Raw genomic sequence first — 19,687 nt, forward strand, 5'->3', positions numbered from 1 at the left:
CGGATGGAGTTCCGCGGCGCCCAAGCCACACGCTAACAGCTTTAAGGAGTCAAAGCTGGTTTAGCCAAAGAAGCGCTTGATCTCGATCTCGGCGTTCTCCAGGCAGTCTGAGCCGTGAATCACGTTGGCGTTGACATCGACAGCGAAATCGCCGCGAATGGTGCCGGGGGCAGCGTCAAGCGGGTTGGTAGCGCCCATGAGGGTGCGCATCTTGGAGACAGCGGAGAGACCGGAAACGACCATCTTGACGACCGGACCGCTCGTCATAAAGTCACAGAGACCGCCAAAGAAGGGCTTGTCGGCCAGATGGGCGTAGTGCTCCTCGACGGTAGCGCGCTCGAGCGTGGTCATCTCCATGCGCTCGATGACAAGGCCGCTGCGCTCAATGCGAGCAACGATCTCGCCGATTTTGCGGTCGCGCACGGCGTCGGGCTTAATCATGATGAAGGTCTTCTCGATAGCCATAAAAGTAGCCTTTCAAGTAGGTTCGCGCGTGCCCAAGTCCCATTCCGGCACCCGCCTGGACTGCATCGTAACAGAGTTTTAGCTGCTGTTAAACAAAAAGCTGTTTATTGAAACGTTGCAATTTATTGAAGCGTTCCATATGTGTCACTTCTGTTTCGAAGCCCGATTAGAGTACCATCCGACTGTCCACCAACCGCACCGAGCAGAGCAGACGGTCGATTGCCGCCCGCGAACGTATCCCCTTCACAACCTGCCCAAAGGTCCTACAGAAGTTCTCGACAAGCCCCTCCCCCATAGCAACAAAATACGGACGCCCACATCAGCAGGCGCCCGTAAAGCGAAAACGATTTATCAATAAATGGACAATACGTCTTCAGCCAAACCTCTACTTTGCCCCGTGGCCCATCTCGACGACCTTGGTCAGCGATCCAAAAACGCCCTCGTCGGCCACGAGCTGTGACTCGGCACGCTGCAGCTGCACGGCAACGGCGGCAGGAGCGGTGCCGCCCTCGGTCGTGCGCGCGGCGACAATCGACGGGATGTCGAGCGCCTCGGTAATGTCGCGCTCAAAGAGCGGGCTTGCCTCCTGGAACACCTCAAACGGCAGGTCCTCAAGATTGCAGCCGCGCTTCTCACACATCAGGACCAGATGGCCCACCACGGCATGTGCCTCACGGAACGGCAGACCACGCTTGGCCAGGTAATCGGCAACATCGGTAGCGGCAAGGTGCCCCACGCCGCACTCGCGCGCCATGGCATCCTCGTTGACGGTCCAAGTCGAAATCATTCCGGCCATAACGGACAGGCACTGCATGAGCGTATGAGCGGTATCGAGCGCGCCCTCCTTGTCCTCCTGCAAGTCCTTGTTATAAGCAAGCGGCAGGCCCTTCATGGTCACGAGCAGCTGCACCAGGTTGCCATAGACTCGGCCGCTCTTGCCGCGGATAAGCTCGGCAAAGTCGGGGTTCTTCTTCTGCGGCATGATAGACGACCCGGTGGAGTAGGAGTCGGAAAGCGTGATAAAGCCAAATTCGGAGCTCGACCACAGCACGATCTCCTCGGAAAGACGCGACAGGTGCATGGCCATGACGGAGCCGGCGTAATGCAGATCGAGCAGGAAATCACGGTCGGAAACCGCATCGAGCGAGTTGGGAATCACGCCCGCAAAGCCAAGCTCGGCAGCCGTCATCTGGCGATCGAGCGGATAGCTCGTACCGGCAAGCGCGGCAGCACCCAGCGGACAGTTGTCGGCGGCATCAAAGGCGGCCTTCAAGCGTGTAAAGTCGCGCGCGAACATCCAGGAATACGCCAGCAGATGATGCGACAGCAGCACGGGCTGAGCGTGCTGCATATGCGTGTAACCCGGCAGAATCACCTTGTCGTACTTCTTAGCCGCATCCACTAGCACATGGCGCAGCTCAAGATTGGCCTCCATGAGCTCCTTGGCCAGCGCCTTGACGCCCAGGCGCGTATCGGTCGCCACCTGGTCGTTGCGCGAACGCCCGGTGTGTAAGCGCTTTCCGGCCTCGCCGATGCGGCGCGTCAGTTCGCTCTCGATGGACATATGAATGTCCTCGTCGTTGATATCGAAGGTGAAGTTGCCGGCATCGATATCCCGTTCGATTCCGCTCAGACCCTCGGCAATCGCCCGCTCGTCCTCGGAACTGATGATGCCCTGGGCCGCCAGCATCTTGGCATGCGCCTTAGAGCCGGCGATATCCTGCTTATAGAGGTGCTTGTCGACCGGCAGCGACGCGCCAAACTCCTGCGTGACCTCGGCCACGCCCGCCTCAAAACGACCGCCCCAAAGAGCCATGGAACCGTCCCCTTTCTCCAAATACCAAAACAAGCGCCCAAAGTAATGCGCCATGTCGCTAAAGCGATTTTTCAACCGCTAGTTTTGCACATTCCCCACCGTGCACGGGGCCATGTAGCTAATTTGCAAAGAAGTGACGCGCCATGCACTTGGCGCCCAACGTCTCCCTCCGAATATTGCCCTGCGATCCATCGATCCAGGCTTTCAGGCTCATGGGAACGTCCTCGACCTTTGCAGCATCGAACTCGGGCGCAAGGGCAAGCAAAGCATGCGCGATAGCATTGAACATAATGGATACTCCTCATATATAGGCACAGAGCCGCCAAATTGATAGAAGGAGCCCCGTCGGACAACCCCGGCGGGGCTCGGACTCAGCCGCAGACGCGGCATCATATATGCGGGCGGAACGTAGGGGCCACCGATGTTAAGAAGTGTCAGCAAGCATAACGAAAGGTAGGGACCCCGTGCGCCCGTTATGTATCACGCGGATGGGCCGCGCGGATACCAAGGGAAGGAGGCACTAGGCCTGGGCGGCAGCGGAGCTGGGACCCTGGACCTTTGCCCACGTCTTGAGCGACAGCGTATCGATCTCGATAAAGCCGGCGCTGGCCTTCTCGTCAAACGTGGTGTCGCGGTCATAGGTGGCCAGACCGTAGTCATACAGGCTAAACGGGCTCTTGCGGCCGACGACATGGCAGTTGCCCTTAAAGAACTTCAGACGGACGGTGCCGGTCACGAACTTCTGGGTATCGGCCATAAAGGCATCGAGTGCGTTCTTGAGCGGGCTGTACCATTGGCCGTTGTACACGGCGGTGGCCCAATCCTGCTCGAGCTTAATCTTGGTCTTGAGCAGGTCGCCCTCGACGCAGATGTCCTCGAGCGCCTTGTGGGCGGTGATGAGCGTCAGGGCGCCGGGAACCTCGTAGCACTCGCGGCTCTTGAGGCCCACAAGACGATCCTCGACCAGATCGAGACGGCCAAAGCCGTTGTCGCCGGAGATCTTGTTGAGGGCGATGACGATCTCGGAGAGCTTCATCTTCTTGTCGTCGACGGCGACGGGCTTGCCGGCCTCAAACTCGATCTCAATGTAGGTCGGGGTGTCGGGCGTGTCCTCGGGGTTCTTGGTCATAACCCAGGCGTCGTCGAGCGGCTCGTTCCAGGGATCCTCCAGGTGGCCGCACTCAATGGCACGACCCCACAGATTGTCGTCGATGGAGTAGGGGTTGTCGTTGGCACCCTCGGGAACCGGCACGTTGTGAGCGTGGGCATAGGCGACCTCGTCGGGACGGCACTTCAGGTCCCACTCGCGAACCGGGGCGATAACCTTGAGCTCGGGGTCGAGGGCCTTGACGGCAGCCTCGAAGCGGACCTGGTCGTTACCCTTGCCGGTGCAGCCGTGGGCGACGTAGGTCGCGCCAAACTCATGGGCGACCTCGACAAGCTTCTTGGCAAGCAACGGACGGGAAAGAGCGGAGAGCAGCGGATACTTGTTCTCGTACATGGAGTTTGCGGCGATGGCCTTGGCCAGGAACTCATCGGAGAACTCGTCACGCAGGTCGAGCACCTGGCAATCCAGAACGCCCAGGTCGAGCGCCTTCTGCTTCTTGGCATCCAGGCCGGTCTCCTCCTGGCCCACATTGCCGCAGACACAAACGACATCGAGATTCTTCTCGTCCTGGAGCCACTTGACACATACGGATGTATCAAGACCGCCGGAATATGCGAGAACGACTTTTTCCTTGCTCATGGCTGTTTCCTTTCGCCCTTGGTAGCTAGTTAGAACATCGGTCAGTTGCAAGTCATTTCAAGGTCATATACCGTGCAATATCAGGTTAAATAGCAAAAATCAGCACATACATGCCCTAGAAACATGCAGCAATGTCGTGCTAAAACCCAACGACCTCAAAATGACTCTGTTGAGGCAATTCGCCCCATGCGGACAGAGACGATTGTTATCGTCGTCGGGAAATTGCGCGCTGGCGTCGGAGGGCATTGTCTGCAGTGGTGATGATCTGTACGAACTGCATCTGCCTCTCCTTTCACGTATCGCCGGGCGCAATTCAAATATCGCAAACGGTACCTTTTCCTCGGTAAGTGGCTCTTTTGCCGTCTCCGTTTTCGATGTTCGCTATATTACGATAAAGTGCTCGCTGCACAATCGACAAATTCAAATTTCTGAAAAGTTTTTTCATTAGTTTGTGAATTGCAGTGCAAATACGCGCCATTCCTGCGAAAATACGCACGATTACATGGCAGAGGGTCATTACGCCCGAAACAATCTGGAAACGGAAAGGCGCATTTTATGCAGACTTACGAATCAGACGCCAATATCGGCAACATTAAACTCATCGCCGTCGACATGGACAAGACGCTGCTCACCGACGAGCGCGTGTTGCCGCAGGGTCTTGATGAGCGCCTGGACAAGCTCGCCGACGCCGGCATCGTATTCTGCCCCGCCAGCGGACGTCCCGCCCCCAAGCTCGAGGAGATGTTCGAGGGCATCAAGAACCGCCTCGCCTTTTGTCCCGACAACGGAGCGTGCGTGATCTATCGCGGCAGCTATATCTATAAGAGCAATATCGACGTGGAGCTGTACCAGCAGGTCTTGAGCCGCGCCTCGGAGGATCCGCGCGCTGTCCCCGTCCTGTGCTGCTTCGACGAGTTCTACGTGCTTGCCCGCGACCATCAATACCACGACGAGATCAGCGTCTACTACAACACAATCAACTATGTCGACAGCTTTGAGAGCATTGATATCGAGTCCAACAAGATTTCGGTCTTCTTCCCCGGCTACGACGCCGAGCCCGCGTTTCGCGAGACCTATAGCCCCGAGTTCTCGGACAAGCTCTACGTCACTAACGCCGGGCGCGAGTGGATCGACTTTATGAACCTGGGCGTCGACAAGGGCGCCGGCGTCGCGCACCTGTGCGAGCACCTGGGCATCGATATTGCCGACGCCGCCGCCGTGGGCGATACCTACAACGACATCCCCATGCTCGAGCGCGTCGGCCACAGCTTTATCGTGGACAATGCCGAGGAGCATATGAGCGCGCATGCCAAGTGGCGTATTCCGAGCAACAACGACGGGGGCGTACTGACGCTCATCGACGCCATCTTGGCGGCTCGTTAACGTGGCTCGTTGGGCCTGGCCGGGCGGCACGGGTTAACTTTTCGCTCGGTCAGGTCCTGCGCAAGACGAAAGCCACATTAAGTGGCTTTCTTTGCGTGCGGAATCTACGAAAAGTTAACCCGTGCCGCCCGGCCAGGCCCTAGGTTTACTTACCTGCCGCCAAGATGGCGTCTTGAGTGTCTAGATACTTAGGCTGAATTTAATTGAACGAAGGACGCTCCTTGTTGATGAGGGGCGTCCTTCTGGTTTTGGTTACTTTGGAATTGTGGTCGTGCCCTTACTTGGCGTCTGCCCAGGTCACTCCAGTCGAAGCTTCGGCGATTAGGGGGACGTGGAGGTCTACTACGTGTTCCATGACGTCGCGGACCATGGTGGTTAGGCGCTCGACTTCGTCGATGGGGCACTCAAAGTCCAGTTCGTCGTGCACTTGCAGGATCATGTGGGCGGCAAAGCCTTCCTCTTCCAGGCGACGACTTACGCGGACCATGGCGATCTTGATGATGTCTGCTGCGGTGCCCTGCATGGGATGGTTCATGGCCGTGCGCTCGCCAAAGCCACGGAGTTGCGGGTTTTTGGCCATGAGCTCCGGAATATGGCGACGTCGCCCGTACATGGTCTCGGCGTAGCCCGTCTGCTTGGCGCGTGCCACCACGTTGTCGAGGAACATACGCACGCCCGGATAGGCCTCGTAGTAGCGGTCGATCATGTCGCGCGCCTCGGCCATCGAGATATGCAGCAACTGCGACAGGCCGTAGGCCTGCTGACCATACACGATGCCAAAGTTCACGGCCTTGGCGCGACTGCGCAGGTCGGGCGTTACCTCGGACACCGGCACGCCAAACACGCGCGCGGCCGTCTCGGCGTGGAAGTCCTCGCCCTCGTTAAAGGCGCGCACCAGGTGCTCGTCACCCGAAAGATGCGCCAGCAGACGCAGCTCGATCTGCGAGTAGTCCACCGCCAAAAAGACGCTGCCCTCGCCTGCCGAAAACGCCGTCTTGACGGTACGGCCTAGCTCCGAGCGCGTCGGGATGTTCTGCAGGTTCGGGTCGCTCGAGGACAGACGCCCCGTTGCCGTGATGGTCTGGTTGTACGTGGTGTGCACACGACCGTCACCACGGCGCAGCGGGCCCAGCGTGTCCAGATAGGTGGACTTGATCTTGGACTTCTCGCGCCAGTCCAAGATCAAACGAACAATCTCGTGGTCGCGGGCAAGTTCACTCAGTACCTTGGCATTGGTCGAATAGTAGCCGCGCTTGGTCTTTTTGAGACCCTTGGTCGGAAGGCCCATCACATCAAAGAGCACATGCGAGAGCTGCATGGGGCTGCCGATGTTAAAGGTCTCGTCGCCTGCCAGGTCGCGAATGCTACGCTCGACCTCGGTAATCTGGGTCGCTAGGCCCTCGGACAGACTATGCAGACGGTCGGGGTCTACGAGCATGCCCGCGCGCTCCATCTTGGCAAGCACCGGCACAAGCGGCATCTCGATGCCGTCGAACACGTTGGCGGCGTTCTCGCGGGTCATGCGATCGCGCAGCGGTGCGACCAGCGCCAGCGTCAAGGCCGCCGTGCGAGCGGCAGGCGCGGGGGCGTCCTCGCCGGTACCCTCTGCACCGCGCGCCGCAGGCAGCGCCATCTGCAGATAGGTATCGGCCAGATACGCCTCGTCGAACTCGGAGCGGTCGGAATCCAGCAGGTAAGCGGCAACCACGGTATCGAAGATGCGCGTGGAATCGGCAGCGAGCGGATCCATGAGCTCGGGCTCAGAAGAATCGATGGGCGAAAGCTCGTGCAGCAGCGCCTTCGTATCCGGGCTCGCCACGCGGCCCTCCATAAACAGGCGCGCAAGCACGCCGGCGATCACACCGTGAGCGAAGTTGAAGCCATCGACTACGGCAGTGGAGGCGCCGTCGCCCTCCTCGAGCGCGAACAGGCCCTTGGACGTCGCCAGCCACAGCGTACGCGTCAGGCCAAAGAGCGCACCCTCCTCCTTGTCATCGTCCACCACGGCGGCGACCCACTCGCCTGTCTCGATCGCGCGAGCGATCTCGGCAGCAGCGGCAGCAAGTGCCCCGGCATCGCCAGCGGCGGCACGCAAAACAGAGGGAATCTCAAACGTGCTGACAGCGGCCGCAGCCCCACCCTCGCCGCCAATCAGCGCCAGGAAGCGGTTCTGCATGGCCGTAATGCCAAGCGTGCCGAGCGACGCGGACACTTCGTCGGCAGAAAACGCCGGGAATGACGTCGCGTCAAAGTCGAGCTCGACTGGCGCATCGGTGCGAATGGTTGCGACCTTGCGGCTCAGCAGTGCGTCGTCGATGTGTGCACGCAGGTTCTCGCCCATCTTGCCCTTGACCTCGTCGGCATGCTCGATGACCTCGTCCAGGCTGCCGTACTGTGCGATGAGCGCGCTCGCCTTTTTAGGGCCGATGCCCGGTACGCCGGGAATGTTGTCCGACGTATCGCCCTTCAGACCGTAAAAATCGGGCACGAGCGCCGGCGTAATGCCATGATACAGGTCGTCCACGCTCTCGGGCGTCATGATCGCCACGTCGGACAGACCCTTGCGAGTCGAGACCACGTTGACGTGCTCGGTCACGAGCTGATACATATCGCGGTCGCCGGTCACCAGCAGCATGTCGCAGCCGGCCTCCTCACCCAGGCGCGCCATGGTTCCCAGAATATCGTCGCCTTCCCAGCCCTCGGACTGCAGAATTGGCACGTTGAGCGCGGTGAGCAGCTCCTTGATCATCGGAAACTGTGCGTGCAGATCGGGGTCCATGGGCGGACGCTGCGCCTTATACTGCGGCAGCATCTCCATGCGCACGCGCGGCTTGCCCTTATCAAACGCCACGACCACGCCGTCGGGGTTAAAGGCATCGATCATCTTGAGAAACATGTTCAGAAAGCCGAAAATCGCGTTGGTGGGGCGACCGTCCGGCGCGTTCATGGTCGGCGGCACGGCGTGGAAGGCACGGTGCATGAGCGAGTTGCCGTCGATAACGGCAAAGGTGCGGCGCTTGTCAGACATATTGAATACCTCGCTTTGGGCTGGGCACGGTTTGCTCACACCAGTTTACACGCTCCCCGCCCCGCGGCCACCGCACATCAGGCTTCCCTGCCGCCGCGGGCCCGCGCGTGATACGATGGCTCACGGTACATCAACCAGCACGATCGATCCGAAAGGAGCCTGCGTCATGGAGCGTCCCTGCGCATGGAAAAAGTACACGCCACAGCAAATCGAGGAGCTCGAGGAGCTTTGCCGCGGCTATAAGCAGTTTTTGAGCGAGAATAAGACCGAGCGCCTGTGCGTCAAGACCGGCATCAAGATGGCCGAGGAGGCGGGCTACGTCGACTTGGAGACCGTGATCGCCGAGGGCCGCACGCTCAAGGCCGGCGACAAGGTGTACGCCGCCAATCACGGCAAAGACCTCATGCTCGTCAACCTGGGCACCGCCCCGCTCGAGCAGGGCTTTAACATCCTGGGTGCTCACGTGGACTCGCCGCGCCTGGACCTTAAGCAGAATCCCGCCTTCGAGGCCGGCGACATGGCCTACCTCGACACGCACTACTACGGCGGCGTCAAGAGCTACCACTGGGTGGCCTCCCCGCTTGCACTCGTGGGCGTCATCTGCAAAAAGGACGGCACCACCGTCGACATCAACATCGGCGACAAGGCAGACGATCCGGTCTTTACCATCTCCGACCTGCTGATCCACCTCTCGAGCGAGCAGATGTCCAAGCCCGCCAAGGACGCCGTCGACGCCGAGATCCTCGACGTGATCGTGGGCGGCCGTCCCGTCAAGTTCGATGAAGACGACAAGGACGCTCCCAAGGAGCCCGTCAAGCAGATGTTCCTGGACATCCTCAAGGAGCAGTACGACGTCGAGGAGGAGGACTTCCTCTCCGCCGAGATCGAGGTCGTGCCCGCCGGTCCCGCCCGCGACATGGGCCTCGACCGCTCCATGATTTTGGGCTATGGCCACGACGATCGTGTCTGCGCCTATCCGTCCATGCTCGCCCAGATCGACGTCGCCAACGTGGAGCGCACGAGCATCACGCTCATCGTCGATAAGGAGGAAATCGGCTCCGTGGGTGCCACCGGTATGACGAGCCGCTTCTTCGAGAACACCGTCGCCGAGATCATGACGCTCGCCGGCGAGGATAGCCCGCTGGCCCTGCGCCGCGCGCTCGCCCGCAGCCGCATGCTCTCCTCCGACGTGTCCGCCGGTTTCGACCCGGGCTATGCCGGCAAGTTCGAGACGAAGAACGCCGCCTTTATGGGTCGTGGCCTGTGCTTTAACAAGTACACGGGCAGCCGCGGCAAGGGCGGTTCCAACGACGCCGATGCCGAGTACGTGGCCCTCGTCCGCGACATCATGGACGAGGCCGGCGTGGACTTCCAGACCTGTGAGCTCGGTCGCGTCAACGCGGGCGGTGGCGGCACCATTGCCTACATCATGGCCAAGTATGGCATGAACGTCATCGACTCCGGCGTTGCCGTCCTGTCCATGCACGCCCTGTGGGAGGTCGCCAACAAGGCCGACATCTACGAGGCATATCGCGGTTACAAGGCCTTCATCGAGCGAGCCTAACCAACCCTTCATCAGTTGCGGTGAAATACGGACTAAACTGGCCCATAAACAGCCAAAACAGACCGTATTCCACCGCAACTTTTTTGGCAGAGGAGAGCCCATGCTGCAGGTCATCATTTCGCCCGCCAAGCAGATGCGCGCGGCCCAAGATGCTTTTGAAGTCCTGGGCATCCCACCCTTTGTGCGCGAGACGGCTCGCCTCCACCGCGCACTGCTAGATATCGAGCGGAATGAAGGCAGCGGCGGCCTGCAGGCGCTGTGGAACGTGAGTGACAAACTGCTGGGACCTTGCCTCAACACCCTGCATGAGTTCGGGCCCATCCTGAAAAGCGGCGATCTCGACAATCCCGCACTCGCCCGTCACCTCTCCCCTGCCGCCATGTCCTATCACGGCATTCAATACCAGAGCATGGCACCCGAGGTGATGGATTCCGCGCAGCTCGCATGGCTGCAAGACCATCTGTGGATCCTCTCCGGCCTCTACGGGTGCGTTCGTCCCTTTCATGCCGTCGAACCGTATCGGCTGGAGATGGGCGCGAAGCTTGTCGTCGACGGTGCCCGAGACCTCTACGCATTTTGGAGCGATAAGCTCGCGCGGGCTATCGCCCCGGCAGGTTCAAACACCACGATCGTCAACCTCGCCAGCGTAGAGTATGCCAAAGCCGTTCTGCCCCACCTCGCGGGCGACGCCACAGCCGTCACGTGCCTCTTTGGCGAGGGCATCCGCAACGGGAAGCCCATCCAACAGTCGACCGCCAGCAAAAAGGCGCGCGGCTCCATGGTGCGGTGGATGGCAGAAAACAAGCTCGAGGATGCAAGCGAACTTACCGCATTCAACATCGGCTATCGCCACGTCCCCGAGCTCTCATACCTAGGCACCCTCATGTTCATCAACGAACAGATGCTCTAGAGCCGGCACCCAACACTGACCCGCTCAGTCTTCTCTATATAACTTGCGGTGGAATAATTCCTATTTGAGCCTTTTTCGCACAATCAGGAACTATTCCACCGCAACTTTTATGAATTGGCTGCTAGGCTCGACACCTATTCTGCTAGACCGTCGGCCTTTGCAATCCCGTTTGTCGAACCGTCCTGATAGACAATCTTGACGTGCTCGACCTCGGACACCGCAACACCCGACGGGGGCTCCAGGCGCCATTCCGTCAGCGCGATATCCATCGTCGTGGGCACATCCCCTTGATCTTTGAGCTTCACCGTCAACGTTTTGAACGTCGCATCATACGTCACGCGTTCGATTTCCTCACCAGGAATAGACCCACCACTCAGCTGCAACTGCACAAACTCATCGCACGGGTACCAATAATCGCCCGGAACGGCGAGCGTATTGGCATTACCGCCAGTACTCCTCACCGTCATAATCGGTAGGCTATCATCAGCCTCGAACTCCCATGCAGCGCCGCCGCGACCACCAAACGTCCAGATACAAAAGGCAATCACCAGCACGGCAAGCACCGCAAAACCGATCGCGACAAGGCCATGGTGCGCACGGCTTTCCTCGGCCGATACATCCCATTGCGTCTCTCGATATAGATGCTTGTCTTCCATGTTCGCCTCCTCACAGGCACGCTCGTTAGGCCAATCGTACCCATTCGAGCTATACTTGAGCCCATTACATAAACGGGGGGCTTGCAGGACAAGACGGCAGGCTGAGATTGGGCGCGCCCGCCCTGACCCGCAAACCTGATATGGGTAATGCCAACGAAGGGAGCCGTGCCAATGAGCACACAGACCGAGCCCAAGCTCGTCACGCAAATCGACTTCGCCCGCGCCGGGCAGATCACACCGCAGATGAAGGAGGTCGCCGAGCGCGAGCATCGCGACCCCGAGTACATCCGCGAGCGCGTGGCCGACGGCCGCATCGCCATTCCTGCCAACATCGTGCACATCAAAAAAGGCATGCGCGCCTTTGGCGTCGGTGAGGGCCTGTCCACCAAGGTCAACGTGAACTTGGGCATCTCGGGCGACAAGGCCGATGCCGCCGAGGAATGGAAGAAGGTCAAGATCGCCGAGGACTTTGGCGCCGACGCCATCATGGACCTCTCCAACTCGGGCAAGACGCGCCAGTTCCGCCAGCAGCTCATTGACGAGACGCCGCTCATGGTAGGTACCGTCCCCATGTACGACGCCATCGGCTACATGGAAAAGCCGCTGGTCAAGCTTACCAAGGACGACCTGTTCGAGGTCGTGCGCGCGCACGCCGAAGACGGCGTGGACTTTATGACCGTCCACTGCGGCATCAATAAATCGGTCACAAAGACCTTTAAGGAGACCGGCCGCCTCATGAACATCGTGAGCCGCGGCGGCTCGCTGCTGTTTGGCTGGATGGAGGTCACCGGTAACGAGAACCCGTTCTATGAGTTCTACGACGAGCTGCTCGAAATCTGCCACGAGTACGACGTGACGATTTCGCTCGGCGACTCCTGCCGCCCGGGCTGCCTCTACGACTCCAACGACGCCACCGAGACCGCCGAGATGATCGAGCTGGGCAAGCTGTGCAAGCGCGCATGGGCCGCCGGCGTCCAGGTTATGGTCGAGGGTCCGGGCCACATGGCGCTCGACGAGATCGCCGCCAACATGAAACTGCAGAAGCGCCTGTGCCACAACGCCCCGTTCTATGTGCTCGGGCCGCTGGTGACCGATATCGGCGTGGGCTACGACCACATCACCGCTGCCATCGGCGGCGCTATCTCCGCCAGCTCCGGCGCCGACTTCCTGTGCTACGTGACGCCGGCCGAGCACTTGTGCCTGCCCAACGCCCAGGACGTGCTCGACGGCCTCATGGCCACCAAGATTGCCGCACACGCCGCCGACATCGCCAAAAAGGTGCCCCACGCCCGCGACATGGACGACAAGATGGGCCAGGCACGCCGCAAGCTCGACTGGGACGCCATGTGGAAGTGCGCGCTCGACCCGGTTACGGGCAAGAAGCGCTACGAGGAGTCCCCCGCCGCCACCGAGGGCACTTGCACCATGTGTGGCAAGATGTGCGCCGTCCGCACCGTTAACAAGGTGTTCGAAGGCACGACGATCGACCTCGGCATGGAGGATTAACGCGTCTCCGGAGCCACAATCGGTAACAAGGTGTTCGTCAATTGTTGACGTGTGAACATTTGCTTGCGTTTGCGTAAAGATTGCACTACCCGCCCGGGTTCGGCATACAGCCGGCCCGGGCAACTTTATAATGCAGGCAGAAGACCCATTTGAATCCGACCGAACAAGGGAGCGAACATGGATCGCAGTAAGGTACCCGCCGTTCTATCCATCGCGGGATCAGATTCCAGCGGTGGTGCCGGCATTCAGGCCGACATCAAGACCATCACGGCGCACCGTCTGTATGCCGAGACGGCCATCACAGCCATAACCGCACAAAACACGCTCGGTGTCACCGCCGTGCAAAACATCTCCCCGGATATTGTCGCGGCGCAAATCGATGCCGTTTTTGACGATATCCGCCCCAGTGCCGTCAAGATCGGCATGGTCTCCTCTGCCGAGATTATCGAGGTTATCGCCGACCGTCTGAGTGCCTGGGACGCACAAAATATCGTCGTCGACCCCGTCATGGTCGCCACCTCGGGTGCTCGTCTGATCGCAGAGGACGCCGCCGAAGCACTTACACGCCGCCTGTTCCCACTGGCGACCGTCATCACGCCCAATATTCCCGAGGCCATGGCGTTGCTCGATTATGAGGTCGATTCCGAGCGCACTCAGCAAAATGCCGCCATGCTTCTCACCCGCCGCTTTGGCTGCGCGTCTCTCGTTAAGGGCGGGCATTTTGTCAACGAGGCCAACGATGTGCTAGCAGAGCCCGCGCCGCTCGATGACGAGGGCAACCACCTGGGCGATCCGCTCACCACGTGGTTCCGCCACAAGCGCATCGAGACCGGCAACACGCATGGCACCGGTTGCACGCTCTCGTCCGCCATCGCCTGCGCGCTGGCCCAGGGCATGGATCTTGCCGACGCCGTCAACGCCGGCAAGGCCTACCTAACCGGCGCTCTCGCCGCCGGCTTTGACATGGGCAAAGGCTCCGGCCCCGTTAACCATATGTGGCAGTATTAAGACTCGCAGTTCAAAACCACCGCAAAGGGGACAGTGCACCTTTGCGGTGGTTCCCACAAACATCTCGATCTGTAACAGTTAGAGTCCATTTTTCGGCCCACCTGTTACAAATCGAGACATCCAAATTCCATTGAGAAGATAATCTCGATGTGTAACATTAACTCGGCAAAATCGACCCTAGATGTTACAGATCGAGACAAACGACCGATATCGACCTAAAATAATCTCAATCTGTAACATCTAGCCCGTTTTCGGCCTTACAACTGTTACAGATCAAGACAAATCAACGAAACAAGCCACCGCAAGGAGAACTATTGTGGTGGTTTGGGGCCGTGCTACTCACCGAGCATCTCTTTGAGCTTGGCTGCCACGGCGTGTCCCAAGCTCTCGTGGCTCTCGGGCATCATGTGCAGATAATCGATATCGCCCGGCTCGGCAAAATCGGCGGCATTCAAAAAGTCGCAGCCAAACTGCTCAGCCACATGCGCGTAGTACTCACCAAAATGTTCCGAGGCTTCTACGGAATGCTCGTCAAAATCGGTCATATATACGTCGGCGATCTGCGGCTTAATCTTGATAGGCGCCATCAGCAGAATCCGTGGGCAGGGCGCGGCATCGGTCCAGGCAAACGCACGGACGGCGCGAATCAACGCCATGGCGCCGCGGGCAATATCGGAGGCCGTCACGCCAAAGACCGTCTTGCAGTCGTTGGTGCCCAGCATAATCACGATCGCATCCAGCGGCTTATGGGCCTCGAGCAGCATCGGCAGCGCGCGAATGCCGTTGAGGTTGGTGTCCAGATGGCACATATCGTCGCGCACCGTCGTGCGACCATTTAGGCCTTCCTCAATCACATGCCAACCCTCACCCAGGTCACGCTGCGCCACACCGCACCAGCGCACATCCTGCGCATAGCGCACTGCGGTGCCGTCGCGCATACCTGCCGGATCATAGCCATAGGTGTTGCTGTCACCAAAGCACAGAACGTTTTTCATCTTGAGCTCCCTATTCCGTAAAAAGCCGACGGGGGCGATCCCTCCCGTCGGCTTGGCATATCACATCGCACGCACCGCTTACAGGTACTTGCGCCAGTCGTCCTCGTCCTCATCGTCCTCGGCTGCTGCCTGGGCCTGCTCGGCGGCACGAGCGGCTGCGGCGCGGGCGGCAACCTGGGCATAGGACTCCTCGTTGCGCTCGGGGAAGTTTGCCAGCACGTGCTCGAACTTGGCAAAATCCTCGTCCCAGCGCGTAGAGGGCACAGCAAAGAAGACCTGCTTGACCTTGAAGTCGCCCGATGCGAGCTCCTTGCGGAAGAGCTCGGCCACGGCCTCGGCGTCAAAGCCGTTGTTCTCGCAGCCCCAAGCACCCAGTACGAGCTTCTCGCGGCCCAGCTCATCGCAGATAGCAAGCACAAAGCGAATGCGGTCGCGCAGGGCGTCAAGCAAGGCATCGTCGCTCACGCGGTACTCCTGGCGAGCACGCTTGGCGTTGGGTGCAGCGGCGACGATTACGTCGGCATAGGCGTGCACATGCTTGCGGTCGAAGCGCACCGCGGGCACCACCAGCGCACGGTTGCGGTACAGCTCACAGTTGATGTTGCGGCGACGGTTCTCGCCGTACCATTTACGCTGCTTATCGAGAACGTTGTACAGGTACGAATCGGCGCACAGCGTGGCCTCCTGGCCCAGATAGCCCTGGATGTAGCCACCACCCGGATTGGTGAACGAGGCAAAGGCAAGCACAGCCATGTCGCAGAACTGCGCGTAGCCTCGGCCGTTATCCAGAATGGCCTGCGTGGCAGAGGCGTCAAGCACGGTGACCTCGGGCAGGACCGGAGCGGGCTCCTCGGCGGCAGGCGCGGGCTCGGCTTCGGTGGCCTCCTCGACGGGCTCGGGCGCCACCTCGGCATCGACCGCAGCCTCGACCTCAGCGGCCTCGACCTCGGCAGCCTCGACGTCCTCAGCAACCTGCTCCTCAGCAGCCGCTGCCTTCTGGACCTTGGCCTTCATCGCCGCGACAAAACCGGCAGGCATACCATCGAACTCGCGCACGCCGGCAAGCGAACGCTCGATGTCCTTGGCGCAGGCCTCGGACACAGCCGTCACATGGCGCTCGGCGGCCTTGGCACGCGCCTCACGCTTGGGATTGGGCTGACCCGCTCGGTTGGACCTGCGGTTACGGTTCCTGCTGTCGACGTCTGCCATACATGGCCACCTTTCCTGTCGCTGCCGCTATCGGCTTTTCCCATCCATGATACCCCGCCGCGCACAAAAAAGACGGTCCCGAAGGACCGCCTTTCGCATCGTTTTACCGTGTCCGGCAGGAAGCATCGCAATGTCGCGCTTTAATCGCGACGGCCGAGGATGTTCAGAATGCGCAGGAACACGTTGATAATATCCACGAACAGGTTGGATGCCATAAGCACGGCGTTGGGCAGCGTGGGTGGCACCGTCGTTGCCACATAGGTGTCGTAGCCGATGAAGCCGGCGAACACCACAATCACGATCAGGTCGGTGATGGTCTGCGAGACGCCCATGAACATCAGCACGATCTCGACCAGAATCGTGGCAAGCAGGATGCCAAAACTAATGCCATACACACGCTGGAAGAACTTGGGGAAGGTCACACCCAGCGCACCAAAGACAAAGGTGATGGCAGCCGTGGCGATAAAGGCGGTGTTGATGGTGGGCAAGTCGTAGTTGGCAAGACCAAACGACGCCGTCAGACCAAAGGTGCTCGCAAAGACCACGTAGCCCACGAGTGACAGGCCCACGGACTGTTTGCTGGCAGCAGCCGACATCATGACCATGCCGACGATGGTTAAAATAAACGAGCCAAAGACCAGTGGCAGGGCGGCGCCGCTCATCATCATGCGGGCAAACGACATGGTGCTCGTAAAGTAGGCGCCAGCGCCCATGGCGCAAAAGCCCAAGAAGATGAGGGCGGACATGGCGAGATTGTACGCGCGCGGCGACATCTCCTTGGCGCGGCTTGCGCCGGTCTCGACGGGGCCGTTCTGATAGCCCTGAATATCGTTCATACTTCGTCCTTTCAAAAAGCGCCACGACAGCGCCGTAGGTGACAAGATCCCTGCCATTGTACCCGAATGCCGTGCGCTCTTACCTGCGGCGCTCGCCCTCAAGCGTGCGGTCAAACGCCCATACCCACCAACGCATCACATGCGTCTGCGAGCCATCCGCCCGCTCACGCGTTTGGTCCTCCAGATACAACTCGGTCGCATGTCCGCCAAAACGTACCTTATAGGTTGCCGTACGAATGCCGTGAACCGTCAGGCCAAACCCGGTGGTCGAGATAATTTCGTCGATCGTAAAGCAACGGCCGTCGACCCAGCAGACGGTGACCGGCACGACTTGTCCGCCCGCAAGGATGCGGGTCACGACGTCCACATACTGCTTGTGCACGCGCCGAGTTTTGCCGTCTGTCTGTCGATATTCCATGCCTCCTATTATCGAACGCATGTTTGCATATTGTAAAGCGAACAGACTGTGGTTTTGGGGTGTTGGGGCGCGCGCACGTGTCCTCATGGTGTGTTAGCAAAAAGAACACCCGCGGTCAATAGGGCTAATATTCATTTTTAGTGCCAAAAAATTCACTGCTCCCATCAGAACTCGGTAAAGAAACCCGCAGGAGGTGATACGATTTATCATGTTTCTGTAACGTGCCTGCAAACTTCGAGAAAGCCCATATATGGACGTAACGTTCTCAACCTTCCTCGGCCAACTTGTGTCGAACCCAGTCCTTGCCGTCACCGTGATCCTCGCGCTCGGCGCCATCTTCGTCAATGGATGGACCGACGCACCCAACGCCATCGCGACCTGCGTCACTACGCGTTGCATGCCCGCCCGCGCCGCCATCCTCATGAGTGCCGCATTCAACTTCCTTGGCGTGCTCATCATGACGCACTTTAACGCGAGCGTCGCCAACACCATCTCCCATATTGTCGACTTTGGCGGAAACAGCACCATGGCGCTCGCCTGCCTGTGCGCGGCGCTGTTCTCCATCGTCGTCTACGGCGCCACAGCGTCGCGTTTTGGCATCCCCACCTCGCAAAGCCACAGCCTTATCGCCGGCCTGACCGGTGCCGCCATCGCCCTCGGCGGTGCGAGCAGCGTCAACGTCCACGAGTGGATGAAGGTCATCTACGGCCTGGCGCTCTCCATCGGCCTGGGCTTTGTCATGGGCTGGGTCCTGTGCAAGCTCGTCTCGATTCTTTTCGCCGCCGCCAACAGGCGACGTGCCAATGTCTTCTTTAAATACGCTCAGATCGCAAGCGCTGCGGCCATGAGCTTTATGCACGGCGCGCAGGATGGACAGAAGTTCATCGGCGTGCTCTTTTTAGGCGTGGCCTTTGCCAGCGGCCAGACGAGCGTCGGCGATGCCGGCATCCCCATCTGGATTATGCTGCTGTGCTCGGCCACCATGGGCATCGGCACCAGCGTGGGCGGCGAGCGCATCATCAAGTCCGTTGGCCAGAGCATGGTCAAGCTCGAAAAGTACCAGGGCTTCTCCGCCGACCTCGCGGGCGCCGCAAACCTGCTGCTTGCCACCCTTACCGGCATCCCCGTGTCCTCCACGCACATCAAGACCTGCGCCATTATGGGTGTCGGTGCCGTCAAGCGCCTTTCGGCCATCAACTTCGGCGTAGTCAAGGACATGATGTTCACCTGGTTCTTCACCTTCCCCGCCTGCGGACTCATCAGCTTTGTCATGGCCAAGCTGTTCATGATGTTCCTCTAGTCAAACCGAACGTCCATCCGGACCGCATTACCTCGCCCACCCGTCTTCGCCTCGAAAGGACCACTCATGGCAAAGAAACCCGATTCGTTCTACTTTGACAACTACGTCGCCTGCGCCGACCTCGCCGTCCAGGCCGCAGAGCTGCTCACCAAGATTTTTGAGAACTTTGACCCCGCGCAGATCCACGATATGCTCGATAAGATGCATGCGATTGAGCACGCGGCGGACAAGAAGCACCATGAGCTTGAGGACGCCCTGCTCACCGCCTTTATCACCCCGCTTGAGCGCGAGGATCTGGACCTGATGAGCTGCTCGCTCGACACCGTGCTCGACCGTATCGAGGGCGTCGTGCAGCGCGTCTACTTCACCAACATCCAGAGCATCCATCCCGACGCCATCGTCATCGCCCACAAGGTGACCGACGCCTGCCGCGCCATGAAGGACCTGATGGTCGAGCTGCCTAACTACCGCAAGTCCAAGACGCTGCGCGAGCTCGTCATCCAGATCAACACCATCGAGTCCGAGGCCGACGAGCTCTATATCAACGCCATGCGTAACCTGCACGTTAACGGCAAGGACCCGCTCGAGGTCATCGCCTGGCGTGACGTCTACGCCTTCTTGGAGTACTGCGCTGACTGCTGTGAGAATGTGGCCGATGTCGTGGATTCGATTGTCATGAAGAACAGTTAATTGGGGGTACATGTCCCGGCGGTCGCGGGCCCGGCCACTAATAACCTTTTTCACTCCGGCTGCAAGCAGAGTCGTTCAAAAGGTTATTAGTGGCCGGGCCCGCTCCCTTATGTACCACCATTGGGAACTTTGGCTGAGGGGTTGAGCGTGGTGAGG

Annotated in this window: 17 protein-coding genes; 7 read left to right on the forward strand and 10 right to left on the reverse strand. The window is 59.7% G+C overall.

The features are described 5' to 3' along the window. Positions 1–60: 60 nt before the first annotated feature. The 4 genes from ndk to I2D57_RS00935 form a co-directional block, all read right to left on the reverse strand. Complete coding sequence (gene ndk / locus I2D57_RS00920; protein WP_055251725.1) at positions 61–465, reverse strand: nucleoside-diphosphate kinase; 405 nt, start codon at positions 463–465, stop codon at positions 61–63. Between the two features lie 385 nt (positions 466–850). Next, positions 851–2,281, reverse strand: coding sequence for an argininosuccinate lyase (argH, locus tag I2D57_RS00925; protein WP_195361161.1), 1,431 nt, complete (start codon positions 2,279–2,281; stop codon positions 851–853). Positions 2,282–2,399: 118 nt separating this feature from the next. Beyond that, positions 2,400–2,570 carry a hypothetical protein gene (locus I2D57_RS00930; protein WP_156058436.1) on the reverse strand — a complete coding sequence of 57 codons (171 nt, stop codon included), beginning with the start codon at positions 2,568–2,570 and terminating at the stop codon, positions 2,400–2,402. Positions 2,571–2,801: 231 nt separating this feature from the next. Continuing rightward, on the reverse strand, positions 2,802–4,028 hold the full coding sequence (locus tag I2D57_RS00935) for an argininosuccinate synthase (RefSeq protein WP_195361162.1): 1,227 nt from the start codon (positions 4,026–4,028) through the stop codon (positions 2,802–2,804). Positions 4,029–4,583: 555 nt separating this feature from the next. Here I2D57_RS00935 and I2D57_RS00940 point away from each other — a divergent pair. Then, complete coding sequence (locus I2D57_RS00940) at positions 4,584–5,411, forward strand: Cof-type HAD-IIB family hydrolase (protein ID WP_195361163.1); 828 nt, start codon at positions 4,584–4,586, stop codon at positions 5,409–5,411. Positions 5,412–5,688: 277 nt separating this feature from the next. Here the strand turns inward: I2D57_RS00940 and polA are convergent, their stop codons facing one another. Further along, complete coding sequence (polA, locus tag I2D57_RS00945; RefSeq protein WP_195361164.1) at positions 5,689–8,439, reverse strand: DNA polymerase I; 2,751 nt, start codon at positions 8,437–8,439, stop codon at positions 5,689–5,691. Positions 8,440–8,605: 166 nt separating this feature from the next. On the opposite strand from polA, the gene I2D57_RS00950 reads away from it, so the two are divergent. Together I2D57_RS00950 and I2D57_RS00955 are read left to right on the forward strand one after the other, a co-directional pair. Continuing rightward, the gene (locus I2D57_RS00950; protein WP_195361165.1) at positions 8,606–10,003 is read left to right on the forward strand and encodes an aminopeptidase; all 1,398 of its coding nucleotides are present in this window, start codon (positions 8,606–8,608) and stop codon (positions 10,001–10,003) included. Positions 10,004–10,103: 100 nt separating this feature from the next. Next, positions 10,104–10,913 (forward strand): YaaA family protein, encoded by an 810-nt coding sequence (locus I2D57_RS00955; RefSeq protein WP_195361166.1) that lies wholly within the window; start codon positions 10,104–10,106, stop codon positions 10,911–10,913. A gap of 134 nt (positions 10,914–11,047) precedes the next feature. Here the strand turns inward: I2D57_RS00955 and I2D57_RS00960 are convergent, their stop codons facing one another. Next, complete coding sequence (locus I2D57_RS00960; RefSeq protein WP_006234163.1) at positions 11,048–11,569, reverse strand: hypothetical protein; 522 nt, start codon at positions 11,567–11,569, stop codon at positions 11,048–11,050. Between the two features lie 171 nt (positions 11,570–11,740). On the opposite strand from I2D57_RS00960, the gene thiC reads away from it, so the two are divergent. After that, positions 11,741–13,075, forward strand: coding sequence for a phosphomethylpyrimidine synthase ThiC (gene thiC, locus I2D57_RS00965; protein WP_195361167.1), 1,335 nt, complete (start codon positions 11,741–11,743; stop codon positions 13,073–13,075). A 177-nt stretch (positions 13,076–13,252) separates the two neighbouring features. Beyond that, positions 13,253–14,083, forward strand: coding sequence for a bifunctional hydroxymethylpyrimidine kinase/phosphomethylpyrimidine kinase (thiD, locus tag I2D57_RS00970; RefSeq protein WP_022094507.1), 831 nt, complete (start codon positions 13,253–13,255; stop codon positions 14,081–14,083). Between the two features lie 335 nt (positions 14,084–14,418). Here the strand turns inward: thiD and I2D57_RS00975 are convergent, their stop codons facing one another. The 4 genes from I2D57_RS00975 to I2D57_RS00990 all read right to left on the reverse strand — a co-directional run bounded on the left by I2D57_RS00975 (position 14,419) and on the right by I2D57_RS00990 (position 17,541). Continuing rightward, complete coding sequence (locus tag I2D57_RS00975) at positions 14,419–15,078, reverse strand: GDSL-type esterase/lipase family protein (RefSeq protein WP_195361168.1); 660 nt, start codon at positions 15,076–15,078, stop codon at positions 14,419–14,421. A 78-nt stretch (positions 15,079–15,156) separates the two neighbouring features. Continuing rightward, entirely contained in the window at positions 15,157–16,287 is a 1,131-nt protein-coding gene (locus I2D57_RS00980) for a TIGR02452 family protein (RefSeq protein ID WP_195361169.1), read from the reverse strand. Between the two features lie 140 nt (positions 16,288–16,427). Next, positions 16,428–17,123 carry a Bax inhibitor-1 family protein gene (locus tag I2D57_RS00985; RefSeq protein WP_195361170.1) on the reverse strand — a complete coding sequence of 232 codons (696 nt, stop codon included), beginning with the start codon at positions 17,121–17,123 and terminating at the stop codon, positions 16,428–16,430. A gap of 79 nt (positions 17,124–17,202) precedes the next feature. Then, on the reverse strand, positions 17,203–17,541 hold the full coding sequence (locus I2D57_RS00990; protein ID WP_118256758.1) for a hypothetical protein: 339 nt from the start codon (positions 17,539–17,541) through the stop codon (positions 17,203–17,205). A gap of 250 nt (positions 17,542–17,791) precedes the next feature. Between I2D57_RS00990 and I2D57_RS00995 the strand changes: the two genes are divergently transcribed. Together I2D57_RS00995 and I2D57_RS01000 are read left to right on the forward strand one after the other, a co-directional pair. After that, entirely contained in the window at positions 17,792–18,841 is a 1,050-nt protein-coding gene (locus I2D57_RS00995; RefSeq protein WP_117584218.1) for an inorganic phosphate transporter, read from the forward strand. A gap of 66 nt (positions 18,842–18,907) precedes the next feature. After that, a complete protein-coding gene (locus tag I2D57_RS01000) occupies positions 18,908–19,531 on the forward strand; it encodes a DUF47 domain-containing protein (RefSeq protein ID WP_055309822.1) in 624 nt (207 codons plus the stop codon). Positions 19,532–19,687 lie beyond the last annotated feature (156 nt).

The organism is Collinsella aerofaciens (assembly GCF_015553355.1).
Lineage (GTDB): Bacteria > Actinomycetota > Coriobacteriia > Coriobacteriales > Coriobacteriaceae > Collinsella > Collinsella aerofaciens_V.

What these genes read in the sequence shown, in the direction of transcription:
- ndk (WP_055251725.1), bottom strand. Translation starts at nt 465, where the DNA reads ATGGCTATCGAGAAGACCTTCATCATGATTAAGCCCGACGCCGTGCGC.
- argH (WP_195361161.1), bottom strand. Translation starts at nt 2,281, where the DNA reads ATGGCTCTTTGGGGCGGTCGTTTTGAGGCGGGCGTGGCCGAGGTCACG.
- I2D57_RS00930 (WP_156058436.1), bottom strand. Translation starts at nt 2,570, where the DNA reads ATGTTCAATGCTATCGCGCATGCTTTGCTTGCCCTTGCGCCCGAGTTC.
- I2D57_RS00935 (WP_195361162.1), bottom strand. Translation starts at nt 4,028, where the DNA reads ATGAGCAAGGAAAAAGTCGTTCTCGCATATTCCGGCGGTCTTGATACA.
- I2D57_RS00940 (WP_195361163.1), top strand. Translation starts at nt 4,584, where the DNA reads ATGCAGACTTACGAATCAGACGCCAATATCGGCAACATTAAACTCATC.
- polA (WP_195361164.1), bottom strand. Translation starts at nt 8,439, where the DNA reads ATGTCTGACAAGCGCCGCACCTTTGCCGTTATCGACGGCAACTCGCTC.
- I2D57_RS00950 (WP_195361165.1), top strand. Translation starts at nt 8,606, where the DNA reads ATGGAGCGTCCCTGCGCATGGAAAAAGTACACGCCACAGCAAATCGAG.
- I2D57_RS00955 (WP_195361166.1), top strand. Translation starts at nt 10,104, where the DNA reads ATGCTGCAGGTCATCATTTCGCCCGCCAAGCAGATGCGCGCGGCCCAA.
- I2D57_RS00960 (WP_006234163.1), bottom strand. Translation starts at nt 11,569, where the DNA reads ATGGAAGACAAGCATCTATATCGAGAGACGCAATGGGATGTATCGGCC.
- thiC (WP_195361167.1), top strand. Translation starts at nt 11,741, where the DNA reads ATGAGCACACAGACCGAGCCCAAGCTCGTCACGCAAATCGACTTCGCC.
- thiD (WP_022094507.1), top strand. Translation starts at nt 13,253, where the DNA reads ATGGATCGCAGTAAGGTACCCGCCGTTCTATCCATCGCGGGATCAGAT.
- I2D57_RS00975 (WP_195361168.1), bottom strand. Translation starts at nt 15,078, where the DNA reads ATGAAAAACGTTCTGTGCTTTGGTGACAGCAACACCTATGGCTATGAT.
- I2D57_RS00980 (WP_195361169.1), bottom strand. Translation starts at nt 16,287, where the DNA reads ATGGCAGACGTCGACAGCAGGAACCGTAACCGCAGGTCCAACCGAGCG.
- I2D57_RS00985 (WP_195361170.1), bottom strand. Translation starts at nt 17,123, where the DNA reads ATGAACGATATTCAGGGCTATCAGAACGGCCCCGTCGAGACCGGCGCA.
- I2D57_RS00990 (WP_118256758.1), bottom strand. Translation starts at nt 17,541, where the DNA reads ATGGAATATCGACAGACAGACGGCAAAACTCGGCGCGTGCACAAGCAG.
- I2D57_RS00995 (WP_117584218.1), top strand. Translation starts at nt 17,792, where the DNA reads ATGGACGTAACGTTCTCAACCTTCCTCGGCCAACTTGTGTCGAACCCA.
- I2D57_RS01000 (WP_055309822.1), top strand. Translation starts at nt 18,908, where the DNA reads ATGGCAAAGAAACCCGATTCGTTCTACTTTGACAACTACGTCGCCTGC.